Raw genomic sequence first — 15,869 nt, 5'->3', positions numbered from 1 at the left:
TTCACTGCTCGACCCGACATATTCCCTTCCTTTGTTTGAGTTCGTCTTCAGCAAACTAACATCAGGCAGGGGAAGGGAATTTTTTGCATCATGAACTAGGGTAGCTGGGAAAGATACGCAGAACTTTTCCCTCGTGGCACCGGAAATCCAATCCGTGGCACTAGCGCGTATCGGCTAACGTGTCGCGACTCCCATCGGCCGAGACGTAATAGCGTCGGTTACGTGCAGCACTTTCCCCCATTAGCCGCTACGCGCTAGCGTCGGTTTCGTGCAGCATCGACCGTCTTCAGCCACGCCCAACCAGTCGCGTCCGTGCTCGCCAGCGGTGCTCATGCTCGTCATCGCCCCACCAGTTCCCAACAACCCGACCGCAGAAGAACCGTCGCTAGCGTGATCGGCCAATCGATTCGGCGAACTGCCAACCCGACTGCGGCGGCTCAATAACCGCTGGCCAGCAAATCCTCTTCCAGCAAGTGGCAGTACGAATCGTAGCGCCGTGGATCGATCTTTCCGTCTGCCACGGCATTCTTAACAGCACAGCCGTCTTCGTTCAGATGCAAACAGTTGGCGTAACGACAATGCCCGACATGCGGTCGCAGATCGGGCATCAGCCCCGCGACTTCTTCAGCGGTGATGTCCCATAACTGGAACTGGCGAATCCCTGGCGTGTCAAACACCGCACCGACCGAATCGCCTTCCAGCGGAATCAACGTTGACGTCGTCGTTGTATGACGCCCCTTCTGGTTGTCTTGGCTGACAGCCGCGACGGCCAATCCCAAACCTGGCTGGACCGCGTTCAACAAACTGCTTTTGCCGACGCCACTTTGGCCTGACAATGCCGTTTGTTTGCCACGCAGCAGTTCGCGCAGGTATTCGATGTTGATGCCTTGCTCGGCGCTGGTCAGCAGAACGCGAAAACCGAGCGAGGCATAGACGCCGACCATCGGTTGCAACTCACGGCAATCGACCAAATCACATTTGTTGATCACGATCACAGGCTTCACATCGCACTGCTGCGCGGTCAATAAAAACCGGTCGACCAGCGAAGGCTTGAGCGAAGGCTCGGCCGCACTGGTAACGATCAACAAATGATCGACGTTGGCAGCGATGATGTGCTGTTGCCCACGACTTTGTCGACTGATCACGCCGTGCCGCGGCGCGACGAATTCGATCATGCCGGTGGAATCACTTTCGGCGCGAAAGCGAACGCGGTCGCCCGCGACGACCGTCCCACGGCCTTCGATACTGATCGACTTGAGGACTTGGCGGATGGCACAGTCAAATCGCCGGCCGTCGTCGGCCAGTACCGTGTTGCTCAATCCGTGTGCGCGAACGACACGCCCGTCAATCAGTGCGGCGTCGCCTTGGTTGCCGGCCGCGGTGGGCATGTTGGCGTCTGCACCGGCAACGGTTCGTTTACGAGTCAACTCGCCTTTGCCGCTGACGCGTTCGTTCTTGACCGCGTCGGCGAGCGATTCGGTATCGCCGGAGTTGAATTGACGTGTCAGATCACCTTCGCGTACACGTCCTTGGTAACGCTTACGGAATTGGACACGTGACTGTTTGCTTTTAGAGCGTTTCTTCGCCATTCATTCAGTGTAGCGTAAAACTACGAAGTCGACGTTAAGGCATCAAGCAGTGACGGTTGGCCATGCTGATCCCACTGACGATCGCGCCGACAATTCCCACAAAGCCTTGGTCGGTGCCGCACAAGAACACGTTTGGCAAGTGTGTCGTGCCGTCAAGCTGCTTGTCCGGGGCACCGTAAACGGCGCCGTTATCGTGCCAGGTAAATCGCCGGATCGTCTTCGGGGTGAACACGTCCGTGTCGATCACGTATTGCCGAAAGTCCGGCATGAAACGCACCGACGACGCGACCGCTTCATCGTATTGCCGTACCTTTTCGGCGGCGTAGCGGTCCTCGCCCAAGCCGCACCAACGGTCATGATTGGCGAGCGTTGTGATCCGCACGACACCGTCTGGCAATTCGCCTTGGTCGGAATCATAGATGTAGTTGTTCGGCGAACAAATCACACCGGTACGTGCATCGCACAGCGTGTCATCGGGCCTTCGCCAATGGAATTTCTCGCTGTCGTTATAAAACACGATCGTGCGATCAAACCCGAACGACTTTGGCATCCGGTCGAGGATCGAGATCGATTCGATAAAGGACAACTGCCCCGCTTTGGCGACTTCGACTTCGGTGATGTCGTCGCACAACCGCATCGTTTCGACGTTGCCGGCAGACGACAGAATTCGGTTCGCGGTCAACTCGGTTCCGTCGTCCAACACGACACCGACGGCGCGTCCATTTTCGACGTGGATTCGAGAGACACCGCTCCGCAGTTTCAACTCGCCGCCCAACCCACGGAACTTGCGGACCAAGTTCTTCAGGATCACACGCACGCCTTTGAATGGCCGGCCGAAGCCTTCCAGATAGCACGCGCGGAACATGATGCAGAACTGGCCAAAGTCCATGTCGTCTTCGCGGGCGTTGCCGTACCACATCAAAGGGCACAACAACATTTCGATCAACAGCGGGTCGCTGATGTGTTCGGCCATGACTTCACGGGCAGAACGCATGAAGCGTTCGTCACCACCGTCCATGTCCGAATAGTCGAGCAGCGAATCGCAGAGCGAACGATAACCGTCGATCTGTGCTGGGAACCGCTCGGCGACTTGGCTTTCCAGCAGTTCTGCATCGTTGCTGAAATCGAGCGACACCCCGGGGAAGCGAATCGACGATCCGATCTGCTCGGCAAGTTTGAAATCTTCCCAACTGAATCGCAGTTGCCGGATCAGCTTTGCCAGTGGCCCTTTCTTGGAGCCTTTCTTGGCAAAGTTCGTCATCGCGTGAAGGCCGACGTCATAGTCGCGTCCGCCCATGCGATAAAACGAATTCAGCCCGCCGATGGTGTAGTGGCGTTCGAGGATACAGACGCGTTGATCGTAATGAGCAAGGCGGATCCCGGCGGCCAGGCCACTCATCCCGGCGCCGATGATGATCGTATCGTAATGCTGATTGCCGTTGGATTCGGTCACAGCGAGTTGCGGTGTAAGAGATTGCGATAGACGTGCAATTGGTTGGGCACAAGACGCATCAAGAACGGCTCATGCCCGCCGCAATAGAACTCGCTCTGCACGGGAAACGCGAGTCGCGGACTCGCGCCCCGACCCAGACGTTCTACGACTTGACGATGTCGCGCATCTTGGGTTCCAGGTACTCGACCGTCGAGCTCATGCTCGCCAGTGCACCGTAGTCTTCTTCCGGGATTTGGACGCGATGACGCTTGCGCAATTCCATCACGATGTCCAGAAAATCCATGCTGTCCAATTCGAGTTGTTCACGAAAAGCGACATCGTCTTTCAAATCGTCCAGATCTTCGTCCGGCGAAATGTCTTCGAGGATGTCAATGATTTCTTCGCGGATTTCGGCTGGCGTCATGTCTAGCTGGAGAGGGGTAAAACGCGGAGGCTTGCTTGTCAAAACCGCGAGTGTACCGATTTTGCACCAGATTTCGAAGTGCCTCGCGGCACAGAATTTCAGGCAATCTTCCGGCGTGTCGCGGTGATGTCACGGGAATGTCTCGGACGTGCAACATGCACCCCGCTGACGGGCAACAGCGGGGCGTTCACGCCCATTTTGATCAGGCCTGCAGTTTAAACGCGGCCGATGATCACGACCGAGTTGATCCCGAGCATCCCGAAGGAGTTGTTCAGGATGTAATCGACTTTGCGGCCTTCCTGGGCGTCGTTCAGCACAAGTCCGGGCAATTTGCAGCTTTCGTCCAGCTCGTCGACGTTGATCGTCGGGTGCACGATCCCGTCGCGGAACGCGGGCAGGTTGCCTGCCAATTCCAACGCCCCCGCGGCTCCCATCGCGTGACCGATGTAGCTCTTGGTGTTGTTGATGCGGACATTTTCGCAATCGCCGAAAACACTGCGAAGTGCCGCGCATTCTTGGGCGTCACCGCTGCTGGTGCCGGTCGCGTGCGTGCTGACGATGTCGATTTGATCGGGCTCTAAACCGGCCCGCTTCAGAGCCAGCTCGACGCATTGGGCCTGGCGCTCGGGGTTTGGCAAAACGAAATCGGTCGCGTCGGTATTCATCGCGTAACCGACCAATTCGCCATAAATCTCCGCGCCGCGTTTTTTCGCGTCGCTCAGTCGTTCAAGCGTGTACAGGCAGCCGCCTTCGGCAACGACGATGCCGCTGCGTGCGACGTCAAATGGGCGTGAGGCTTTGGTGGGGTCTTCGTGACGGGCGAGTGCGTTTTGGCTGTTGAAGCTCGCAAAGATCCCGAACGTGTGAATACTTTCGCTGGTCCCGCCAGCGATCGCGACATCACACTCGTTCAGACGCAGCATCTGGGCGCCTTGAATCAGCCCCGCGTTGCCGGCGGCACAAGCAGCTCCGATGGTGTAGTGGGGGCCGGTCACGCCCAAGTTCAACGCGATTTCGCCGGCCGGATTGTTGGCAACGGTGCGCGGGTTGTGGTGGTGTGACCAGCAACTGGTGTCGTAATCGAATCCCTTGATCACATAGATTTCGTTTTCGGTTTCGACGTTCCCGTGCTCGGTCACGCCGACGTAGATTCCGACGCGCGATTTGTCGACGTTTTCCCAGTCCAATCCGCTGTGCTGCAACGCCTCGTTGGCTGCGTAAACGCCAACGCTGCCGGCACGCGTGCCACGGCGAACGTCTTTTTTCGTTTGGTAGCGGCGGGTGTCAAAGTCGCAGATCCCTGCCAACGTCTTGCCAAAATAACGGATCTCGTACGGCTGAACGCCACTGCGTTTTTCCAGCAACGCCTCACGGTAACTTTGCCAGTCGTTACCGTTGGGGGACGTCAGGCCGACACCGGTGATGACGATCCGCTGGTCATCTGGAAGCTGGGAAGCAAGGTTTGGTGCGATCACGTTCGTTGATTGCAAATCTGTTGGGGGATCCGGCCAGCAGACGCCGCTTGTCGCAGCAGAGGAAGCCGGGCAAAAAGCAACTCAGAGCCTAACAATTTCAATCCAGGCCATCAATGGTCTCGACAACCACGGAAGATTACCCTGACACTGGTCCCCAAGCCACACCTCCCGCACGCCACCCACCCGATACCGGCTTCCTTGACCCCCGCCGACAACATCGCTTTCGATTCGAAGATCGAACAGGCTCGCAACCAATCGCGTGCCACGCTGGACCAATTGCGTGAGCAACTGATCCATGCCCGCAACGACCAAGGTCACTGGACGGGAAAGCTTTCGCCAAGCGCGCTTTCAACAGCTACCGCCATCAGTGCGATGAGCGCCGTCATCGCAGATCCCAACCGCCCCGATTTGATCGACATCGACGAATTGAAATCGATGATCCGCAAAGGCATGGCCTACCTTTGCGGACAGCAAAACCCAGATGGCGGATTCGGCGATACCGATCGCAGCCACTCCAACATCGCGACGAGCTACCTGGTCAAATCGGCGTCGACTCTCGCAGGCGAAATCGGCTCACTCGACGCAACGCAGCTGGCCAATCTCGACGAGTACCTTCACAGCGCGGGTGGACTGGACGGATTGCGTGCAAGGTATGGAACCGACAAAACCTTTGTCGTTCCGATCATGAACAACATGGCGATCGCGGGACTGATCAGTTGGGACGACGTTGCGGCGTTACCGTTCGAAGCGGCCGTGTTTCCGCAATCGATGTATCGTTTCTTGCAAATGCCGGTCGTCAGCTATGCGATCCCCGCACTCGTCGCGATCGGTCAAGCCCGCCATTTCTTGGGCAAACGGGCATTGCCGCCGATTCGATTGGCGCGGTCCCTGTCGATCAATCGTACGCTCGGCGTCTTGCGTCGAATGCAACCCGAAAGCGGCGGCTACCTCGAAGCCACCCCACTGACGGCGTTCGTTGTGATGAGTCTTGCGGCGACTAGCCGAAGCCATCTGACGGTGGTTGCGGAAGGACTGAAGTTCCTGCGCGATTCGATGCTCGAAGACGGCAGCTGGCCGATCGATACCAATCTCGCCACCTGGGTCACGTCGTTATCCATTCATGCGTTGGCTTCGGATCCCAACGACGACGGGGCTTGGTACAGCGACGCGCTCGCCGATTGGCACTTGTCCTGCCAACACACCCGGCGTCACCCGTTCACCGGTGCCGAGCCCGGCGGATGGGGCTGGACCGACCTGTCTGGTGCGGTGCCTGACAGCGACGACACGCCGGCCGCAATCCTGGCACTGACACAGATCCGCAAATGGGCCAGCCCCGACCGGTATGCGGCAATTGATGCGGCGATGGACCAAGGCCGCAACTGGCTATTGCGATTACAAAACCGCAACGGCGGCTGGCCGACGTTCTGCCGGGGCTGGGGCAAACTCCCGTTTGACCGCAGCAGCACGGATCTGACGGCACACGCGATTCGTGCCATCCGCGCGACCGACGACGCTTTGCCAACGTCCGCGACTCCGCCGGCGCGTTTGAACCGCGCGGTCGCAACTGGAGTTCGCTTTTTGGACCGCCAACAACACGCCGACGGATCCTGGCACCCACTGTGGTTCGGCAACCAAGACCGTGAAGACGAGAGCAACCCGATTTATGGAACCGCGAAGGTTTTAGTAAGTGGCCAAGGCAGTGTGGCGAACCGGACGGCGGCGGTGGAGTACTTGATCAACCACCAAAATGCCGACGGCGGCTGGGGCGGCGGCACGTCGCTGACCCAAAAACTGGAAAAGCTTCGCGAAAGCGACCCAGAGGTCAAGAAAACCGCACCACAAGCGTCTGCGGGGATTGTCAGCAGTGTCGAAGAGACGGCGCTGGCGGTCGAAGCCCTGTCGATGACCATTTATCAACAGCGATCGACCGGAACACGAGCGGAAAACCCAATAGAAAACAATGCTGCGGAAACGTTTCGCCGGTCCAAATCGCACACCCAGGTGTTAGAACAGACTTCGGAGGCGGTATCCGACGCTGTGGAAATGGCCCCAAAGGTTGGGGCGGTTGCCGCTGGGAACGACCGGGTCATCGAGGCTATACTACGTGGAGTCGAATTCCTGACCCAAAGTGTTCGAGATCGGCGGCATGAATTTGCATGGCCAATCGGATTTTATTTTGCGAAGCTTTGGTATCACGAGCGACTGTACCCACTGATTTTCGCGACCAGCGCACTCGGAAAGTTTCTGCGTGCGACCGATCCGGAAGTCTCCCTCGACTGGCCCCACTGATCAACTTCCGCGACCTTTGCGGAAGCGTGTCGGCCACGACCCACCTAAAATGATCCCACAACTTCGCCCATCTACCTTCGACCAGGGGATTCGGTTTGTCGACAGGATTTAGCTCCACCGAGACCAACGCCGGCCAAGACAGCGCGCCAACGCCGGGCGGCAAGAGCCGTCGTCGAAAAACCAGCCATCTCAAAGACGTTCCCGAATCGCTCGCGCTGCGCGAAAGCCTGCGTGACCGCTGCGAACAGGTCGCCGATCGTTTAGACCGAACGATCCCGATGACCAAAGATGAGTTGGAACAAATCTCCCGCCGCACGCTCGAAGAAGCTGACCTGCCGGAAGCGTATTTGGGTTGGGTGATGGTGATGATCAGCACTTCGTTCTGGCGTCATCAACTGAAAACCGTTCCGCCCGAACGACGTTTGTTCCTGCTGCCACACTGCTTGAAGCACGCCGAAGGCTGTCCGGCCGATTACGACGAGTTCGGCATGAACTGCAAAGAATGCGGCGCATGCAGCATCGCCGACTTTCGCGGGCTGGCCGAAGAAATGGGTTACCGCGTGCTGGTCGCCGAAGGCTCGCCGGTGGTGATGAAAATCATTGTCGGTGGCTACGTCGATGCCGTCGTCGGTGTCGCTTGCCTGAACGTACTGGAAAAAGCGATCGATAAAGTCTTGCTAGCGGGTATTCCTTGCATGGCGGTGCCGCTGCTGAGCAGTGATTGCCGCAATACAAAGGTCGACGAATCCTGGGTCGACCAAATGATCCGCACGCCGTACGAACCGGCCGAACAGCAAACCCGCAGCTACGTGCACCTGATGCGTGCAGCTGGTGAACTGTTCGAACCGCAGCGACTGGAAACAATCGTCCCACGAACGCGCGGCACGCAACCGTTCGGCGATGGCCAATTGGATTCAGCCAAGGTTGCTTCCATGGACGCGATCGAAGCGACCGAACATATCTCGTATGACTTCCTGACCCGTGGCGGTAAACACTCGCGGCCGTTCATTACCATGGCGGCTTACGACGCGATGACAGGTGGCGATTGCACCAGCAACACCGGCGTCGAAGCGGTTAAGAAAATCCCCAACGCCGTGCTTCGCGCCGCATTGAGCATCGAAACGTTCCACAAAGCCAGCTTGGTTCACGACGACATCGAAGACGACGACGGTTTTCGATACGGCCAGCCTGCGCTGCATAAAGAATTTGGTATCCCGACGGCAATCAACGTCGGCGACTACTTGGTCGGCATGGGCTATCGCTTGATCAGCGACCGAGCGGCGATGCAAGGCGCCGACGCATCGGCACAGCTCGACGTGCTGGACTGCTTGGCGGCCGCCCACACACGACTGGGCGAAGGCCAAGGCGCAGAGTTGGTTTGGCGTGACGCGGCAGACCGCAACCTCACGCCACTCGACGCGCTAAAGATCTATGCACTAAAGACGTCGCCCGCATTCGAAGCGGCGTTGTTCAGCGGCGTTCGCCTGGGCGTGCCCAGTGACGACACGGCCAAGATTGACGAGTACCGGCAAGCGATCCGCACGTTCAGCCGCAACCTTGGCGTCGCTTTCCAAATCCTTAACGACCTCGGTGACTTCGCCGGCGACGACCACAACAAACTCTCCGCCGGTGGCGACTTGTTCGGCGGGCGGCCGACGCTGTTGTGGGCCTTGGCGCTCGAATCGCTTGACGCCGAACCGAAATCTCGGTTGCTGCACTTGGCCGATCCGGATTGCCAGATCAGCGACCAAGCCCGATTGGCCGAAGTCAAACGTATCTACGAACAGAACGGCATCTTCGAGACCGCGTTCCGCCTGGTCGACAAGCACCAGGAACGCGCCGAAGCGGTTGCCGATTCGCTCGAACCGGATGCGCTGCGACGATTGCTGTACTTCCTGGTCGATACCGTCCTGGAACGGCCCGAGATTAAACCTACCTCGGTGATCTCCCTGGGAGTCGCCGCGCCGATCGCCTGAGCTCGATTATTCGTTTTCGTCAGATTTCGCAATCGGCCCGAACCGCGAAGAAGCCAACGGTGCCCGATTATTCCTTGCCGAGAGTCCGATCATGGTTACCGAGTTGTCCCACGAAGACGCCGACGTCAAAATCGAAACGCTGTTGTCGGAGTTTTATGATGCCGACGCAGGCTTTCAAAAACTGGGGCACTGCAAACCGGCATCGGACCTGCCATCGCCTTACAACGAACTGCTCAATCACAACGAGCACATGACGGTCACCGTGGAATCACACCACGGCGAAAAGGTCGACGTCGTCGTCCACCGATACCACCGGACGACCAACGTTGATGGCGATTGGTACAGCCGCGAGATCACGTTGAAAACTTCTGGCACTGGCAAAGTCGTCCAGTACGGCATCGTTCGACTGAACATCAACGCCCTCGACCCTGAGGTCTGGCGACAAATCGAATCACGCACGATTCCGCTCGGCCGAGTGTTGATCGAACACAACGTCTTACGTGAAGTCCAACTCTGTGGGCTGTGGGAAATCAAATCCGGACCGTCGCTCGCCGAATTGCTCGACGCCACCGAAGGCCAAACACTTTACGGTCGCACCGCACTGATCTATTGCGACGGCGAACCGGCAATCGAACTGCTCGAAGTCGTCGCGCCGTAATCCCGTTTTGATTGACCCGCTTCGCTATCGCAATCACCAAAGGCCCATCATGTCGAAACCATCTCTTGGGATACTGATGGGATCAGCGATCGTGACAATGTTATTGGGCATTTGCGTTTCGTCCCCGGCAATCGCTCAGCCACCGAGCGAATCGCAAATCGAACTGTCGCGGACTGCTTCGAAGGCGCTTGCTGATGGCGACTACGACGCAGCCGCTAAAGCTGCCGAAACGCTTTCCAGCGGCGACACCAATCTGCAACAGCTCAGTTTTTGTGCGGACGTGCTACTCCGCAGCGGCAAGGTGGAACGATCGGTCAAGTTGTTTGATCGCTATGCCGAAGCCCGCCCGCAAGTGAAGCCTTACCTTTGGCAACGCGGCATCGCGCTGTACTTTGCCAAGCAGTATGACGCTGGGGCGAAGCAATTCGAAATCCATCGAGAAGTGAATCCAAACGATGTGGAAAATGCCGCTTGGCATTTCCTGTGTGTCGCCAAAGCGAAATCGCCGGAAGAAGCGAAGAAGTTGCTCTTACCTGCCCCCGGTGACTGGCGTATCCCGATGGAAGAGGTCCTGCAAATGCTTCACGACGGCGACACGGCTCGTGTGACCAAGAAGATGGAAGCGACGCCCAAGGATTCCGCATCAGGACGCAGCGCGAGGTTTTACGGGCACCTGTATCTCGGCCTCTATGCCGACGCGATGGGTGATACCAAAGTCGCCAAGTCGCATCTCAAGCAATCCGTACAATATGCCGACCGGCATTACATGGGCGACGTCGCGAGAGTCTATGCAAAGCATCTCGACAAAGTCGACGAATAGAACGCTTCGAACGGCAGCGCAATCGCCCCAATGGTCGAAATCTCCGCAACGCAATCGCACCGGAGGGGCCGTCTTTGTTAGCTCGGGGTGGAAGCCCCGAGACGCCGCCGCCCCGGAGGGGCCGTCGTTATGTCGATCGCACCACCAACGCCGGCCCCTCCGGGGCGAATACATCGTTGTGTGATCATTCTCTTGGGGCTCCCGCCCCAAGCTACCAACGAAGGCTCCTCCGGAGCCAAAGACAAACATGCATCGTGCCTAGGCAAACGATCGATCGCCCCGCAATCCCCGCAGCGACCGATCACCCAGACGGCCCAAATCTCCGCATCGCAATCAACTCGACGGTTCAAACCTCGGCCACGCGATCGCCCCGGAGGCATGGTCTCGGCAGCGCAATCGCCCCGGAGGGGCCGACTTTGTTAGCTCGGGGTGGAAGCCCCGAGACGCCGCCGCCCCCAACAACGCCGCCGCCCCGGAGGGGCCGTCGCAACCTCGATCACACCACCAACGGCGGCCCCTCCGGGGCGAATACATCTTTGCGTGATCGATCTCTTGGGGCTCCCGCCCCAAGCTACCAACGCTGACTCCTCCGGAGCCAAAGACAGCACATGTTGCGTCACACCTGTCACAATGGCTAACACAAAACCTTGTGATCTAAGAATCACTCGTTTGCGAAATCCCACGCGACAGAATAGCCACACCGCCAAAATAAGCCCTGCCTCCTTCCGCCCGATGAGACGACGTACAAAGAAAACGCTTTGGATCCTCGTTCCCTGCTTAGCGATTGCGTCGCTAACTTGGTTTGCGATCGCATTGCGACGCGGGATCGTTGCGGCGTACTGTGAATGCGGCATCACTTGCATCATCGCTTCCTATGCAGAGGAACACGATGGTCGACCGCCGACTGGATGGGACGACTTGGTCGGATATGAATACTACACACACTATCTGCCAATGCCCCGCACGATCGACTATGCGGCTTCACACCTGTCCGTCGACTTCAATGCTTTGGTCGATTTCCATTCTGGCAAAATCGACGAACTGCCGGTGGATGTTGTTAAACCGACACGTGGATTGACCGCGCACTGGATCAAACCCAAACCGATGCTTGAACGCTACTTTCGCACCCGAGAATTGCCACACGGCGCTTTCAATCGTGAATACGCGGAAACGGCGAGGTACTACGCCGAGCACTATCCGATCGACTAGCTTTCCCACTACGTGCCCTTGGCGTCCTTCGTAGTTCAGCAATCTTCGTCTAGTCGTTATTGCCGGAGGGGGGCGATGCTAGCTTGCCCAATCCGCCCACGTCGCCTCCGGATCCGATCGTACAGCGCGATCGTACAGCGCGATCAATACTTGCTACTCGATGCCTACCCGACTGACCTGCGCCTTTCAGAGATTGCTCAAGAGCAGGGGTTTGGCACTTGAAGCCCCCCGCATTGACAGGTAGCATGAAAACAGCCCCGACGAGGGGGCAGCCACTAGGCCAGCCCACCGGCTGATTGCGCAACGAATGGAGTTGAGAGAGCGCTCAATCCACTGCGTTTCCCAATCAACACCGGGAGCCGAGATGCCTGAAATGACTTCAGTCGAAAAGTCTGCTGAGTCTACGATGCCAAAGACCGCATCGAGCAATCTCTCCATCGAAGATGTGATTCGCTCTGAGCGAAAAGAAATTGCGGAGCGTCGCGAAAAAGCAAACCTTCCCAAAATCGATCGCCACAACGGGGTCGTCGGCCTGGCGCTTTCCGGTGGCGGATTGAGATCTGCTTGCTTCTCCGTTGGCGTTACCCAAGCGTTGCATGCTTGCGGCTTGTGGAAGTTGATCGATTACATGTCGTCTGTCTCGGGAGGCGGCTACACGGCGGGATATATCTCCAACCAACTGACTCGATCTCAAGAGTGCGACGGGAAAGACGCCTTTCCGTTTTCAACCGAACCGCCGGTCAACGATCAACCCACCGCGGCAGGCCCCCAGTCGACTCATGTTCGACGCCTGATCCAAAGCGGCAACTATCTCTTTCGCCCGATCTTTTTTATCAATCGCTACTTGTTCGGACTTCTGCTGATCAACGTGGCGTTCTTTTCATTGGTCGTCGCGTGCAGTTCTCTGATCGCGTTTTTGTGGCGTTGTTTGGATTACGACGTGGTACGACGCAACGCCGATCTGCTGAATCTGAGCGACGACTTGCTGGTCCCATTCTTTCCCGCGGTGCTCTTCGGCTGTTGCTGGCTGGCGGCTTGGGGGATTTCGCTGTGGCGACGCAATGACATCTCCACCGGAGGCACCGCCAGATTCTTTCTGTACTTGCTGCTGCCGTCCGTCCTGATCGGGCTCGCCTTGGTAGCGGGCAACGGTGACAACGAAGGGACAGGGGTCGAATTGCTCACCGGCCAGCCTATCTTTGTCCTGCCCAATTCGGTCTGGGCGACAATCACCGGGGCCGTCGGGGCCGCACTGCTCCCCTGGATCCGACCTCAGCGAATCCTGCAAAGCGGCATCAACCCCCAAAGCCCTTTGGAGCGGTATGTCTTTCTGCTTGCCAGCACCGGCCTGTTGATCGGAATTCCATTGTTGCTGGTCGGTTTCATCGCCAAAGAAAACATCAGTGGCTTCAACACCCATCCCTATCGAGAAATGGTCGGCGGTGACATCCGAGACGAATCGATCGTTGCATCATTAGCCATCCCCTCAACTCCAACACCAGACAAGCCAAATACGATCCCGGAGCTGTTCGCCAAAACCGTGCGGGACAATTTCGACGAAGAAGACGACGTCAACCTGGACCTTGGGCTGCTGGTAAAGAACGCAAGATCCGGCAACGTCGACGAAGCATTCAAGAACTACTTGCTTGGGGCGGATACAACGCAAAACCGGCAACGTCTCGATCAAATTCGAGACGCGATGCTGTACCAATCACGTTATCCGATCGATCAATCCTTAGCGATCGGCAATGATGCCTCGCCGCTCGTCGTTGCCGATGTCTTGGCCGCGATTGCGTCGCTGGACCTGGAATACCTCCGATCGGTTCGGCAGCGATCAAGCAACGTTTCGTTTTCACATCTGGCAACCGACCCCGCCGGCCAAATCGGACCTCGCACAGAGGACCGTGCCATGGTGCGTCGAGCATTGAACCGATCCCTACTTTGCAGTGCTTTAGCGAGTCAGCTCCTTCGCCCTGAGGTGTTGGCACTCCGCGAAGCCCTCAAGGACGACAAGCGATTTCACCACACCCGCATCACCCCCAACCTACATAGCTGGTACTTAAACCTTGGACACTGGGGGAATCTGAGAAGCCAAAATGAGACGTCCGACTACATCGCCGCGACGCAACTGTCACGCCACATCCGCAACAACCTCGCGACGTCGTTCGAACTGAATTTCTTCGACGATCCAGACGTACGATCGGAACTCGCTGGGCTCGTGCGTGACGTGCAAAACAGTATTCCGATGGGTGTCGAACCGCTGATACTTCCGCCGGACCTGCAAGAACATCTCAACCAAATCGCCATTGCGTCGGACGTACCGCTGACGCCGGATGTCGGTCGCCGAATTTCACGACTCGCATTTCAAACGATGCAGCCCGACGCCTTGCGACCGCGGACAGAGATCCGTCGCACGATCACCCATTCAAATGACCAGGTCAAACGATTGACCATCTTCACATACGCTGCGTTGGTTTTCCTGATGGCGGGTGCACTGGTCAACTTGAACACCGTTTCGCTGCATCGCTATTATCGCAACCGGATCGCACAAGCGTTTGTTTCGGGAAGCGACGGAAGCGAGTCGTCGATCCCACTTTCGAAACTGAATACCTGCAACGTCGGCGGCCCCTATCATCTGATCTGTGGATCGATCAGCTTGCTTCACAGCAACCTCTTTCCCAAGGTCTTCGCGGCAAGCGATCCGGCTCAAAAACTGCCCGCCGAATTGCTCCGCTCCCAAGACAGCTTCCTGCTATCGAAAAACTATTGCGGGTCTGAACTCACGGGCTTCATGGACACCGACAAATACGAAAGCATGATCCCTGGTTCGCTCAACAAGATCGACCTGGCGGACTCGATCGCCATCAGCGGCGCGGCCGTCAGCCCCGGCAACGTGACCAACCCGCTGATCGCGACGCTGATGTTGATCCTTAATCTGCGACTGGGACAGTGGCTTCCCAATCCACAGCGAACGCCCACGACATTTCCCAACGTCATCAGCAGCTTGATCGACACGGCGAGACATTGGAAAAAGCGACAGTACTTTTTTGTCAGCGACGGTGGCGTCCGCGAAAATCTCGGACTGGTACAACTTTTAAAACGCCAGTGTCGGCTGATCATCTGCGTCGACGCGTCGTACGATCCCAAACGTCAGTTTGCCGATCTCGCCCGTGCGATTGCCGAAGTCCGAGTGCACCAGGGAATCCGCCTTGTCGAAATCGCGGCGAACCATGACCAACCCTCTTCAGGTTTTGCGGTTGACGAATTTCTCCACGGGGATGACAAGGACAACCATCAAAGACCGATTTGCAAATCACATTTCAAAGTCGGCCGCATCCTCTATGGTGACGGATCGCACGGCACCCTTATCCTGATCAAGCCGTCCTTTACCGGCGACGAGAGCCTGGACCTGCAGTACTACCGTGGTCGATTTAAAGACTTTCCACACGAATCGACCTCCGACCAATTCTACGATGCATCCCAAGTCGAAGCCTATCGCCGTCTCGGTGAACACATCGGCAAACGGGTCGGCCGCGCGATCGCCGACTCTATCGAAAAAATGGAGCTCCAAGAAACGCCAGGCGAAAGCGCTAACGTCGAACTGATTTGCGAAGCACTCGAACAATACCAACTGGCACAGTCGAATCCAACAAGCGACACCGAAACATCTGATACGGCACCTACGTCCGCGCTGACCAAAAAGCTTGAACGGCTAATCAAACGAAAACGTAATTGGGAAAGTGACGCTTGCGTCGCTCGACATTGGAATTCAATTTCCGAGTCTCTCTCGGAACATGGCGACGCGACGTGTCTCACCGCACTCTCGAGGCTTGCCTTCGGTGACGGCGTCGAAGATCAAATCTCACGTCGTGCGCAACGCTGCCGTCCGTTTGGACCTCGCGCTGCAACAGTTCGCCGTGTCGTTCCTGTCGGACAAAGGCTTCACGCCTGTGTCCACTCCCGACCTCGCGTTGACCGATGTCTTGCAAGGCACCGG

Annotated in this window: 9 protein-coding genes and 1 pseudogene; 6 read left to right on the top strand and 4 right to left on the bottom strand. The window is 57.5% G+C overall.

Annotated features, from left to right (window positions below):
* Positions 1-437 precede the first annotated feature (437 nt).
* The 4 genes from rsgA to CGZ80_RS20210 all read right to left on the bottom strand — a co-directional run bounded on the left by rsgA (position 438) and on the right by CGZ80_RS20210 (position 4,920).
* Complete coding sequence (gene rsgA / locus CGZ80_RS20225) at positions 438-1,589, bottom strand: ribosome small subunit-dependent GTPase A (protein WP_094417504.1); 1,152 nt, start codon at positions 1,587-1,589, stop codon at positions 438-440.
* Between the two features lie 34 nt (positions 1,590-1,623).
* Complete coding sequence (locus tag CGZ80_RS20220) at positions 1,624-3,042, bottom strand: phytoene desaturase family protein (RefSeq protein WP_255407721.1); 1,419 nt, start codon at positions 3,040-3,042, stop codon at positions 1,624-1,626.
* A gap of 142 nt (positions 3,043-3,184) precedes the next feature.
* Entirely contained in the window at positions 3,185-3,445 is a 261-nt protein-coding gene (locus tag CGZ80_RS20215; protein ID WP_094417503.1) for an acyl carrier protein, read from the bottom strand.
* 215 nt (positions 3,446-3,660) lie between these two features.
* Positions 3,661-4,920 carry a beta-ketoacyl-[acyl-carrier-protein] synthase family protein gene (locus CGZ80_RS20210; protein ID WP_094417502.1) on the bottom strand — a complete coding sequence of 420 codons (1,260 nt, stop codon included), beginning with the start codon at positions 4,918-4,920 and terminating at the stop codon, positions 3,661-3,663.
* Positions 4,921-5,118: 198 nt separating this feature from the next.
* Here CGZ80_RS20210 and CGZ80_RS20205 point away from each other — a divergent pair, with 198 nt between their 5' ends.
* From CGZ80_RS20205 to CGZ80_RS29145, 6 genes and pseudogenes are all read left to right on the top strand, one after another.
* Complete coding sequence (locus CGZ80_RS20205) at positions 5,119-7,209, top strand: prenyltransferase/squalene oxidase repeat-containing protein (protein WP_233148546.1); 2,091 nt, start codon at positions 5,119-5,121, stop codon at positions 7,207-7,209.
* Positions 7,210-7,304: 95 nt separating this feature from the next.
* Positions 7,305-9,185: a DUF116 domain-containing protein gene (locus tag CGZ80_RS20200; RefSeq protein WP_094417501.1), complete on the top strand. Its 1,881-nt coding sequence runs from the start codon at positions 7,305-7,307 to the stop codon at positions 9,183-9,185.
* 91 nt (positions 9,186-9,276) lie between these two features.
* The gene (locus CGZ80_RS20195) at positions 9,277-9,843 is read left to right on the top strand and encodes a hypothetical protein (RefSeq protein ID WP_094417500.1); all 567 of its coding nucleotides are present in this window, start codon (positions 9,277-9,279) and stop codon (positions 9,841-9,843) included.
* A 49-nt stretch (positions 9,844-9,892) separates the two neighbouring features.
* Positions 9,893-10,663: a tetratricopeptide repeat protein gene (locus CGZ80_RS20190; protein WP_143544047.1), complete on the top strand. Its 771-nt coding sequence runs from the start codon at positions 9,893-9,895 to the stop codon at positions 10,661-10,663.
* Positions 10,664-11,395: 732 nt separating this feature from the next.
* Entirely contained in the window at positions 11,396-11,872 is a 477-nt protein-coding gene (locus CGZ80_RS20185; protein ID WP_094417498.1) for a hypothetical protein, read from the top strand.
* Between the two features lie 3,863 nt (positions 11,873-15,735).
* A pseudogene (locus tag CGZ80_RS29145) lies at positions 15,736-15,869 on the top strand (serine--tRNA ligase); the annotation flags it as partial.

Origin of the sequence: Rhodopirellula sp. MGV, from assembly GCF_002251265.1 — a bacterium.
GTDB lineage: Bacteria > Planctomycetota > Planctomycetia > Pirellulales > Pirellulaceae > Stieleria > Stieleria baltica_A.
The sequence above is the reverse complement of the archived record's forward strand: the minus strand, read 5'-3'. Positions and strand labels throughout refer to the sequence as shown.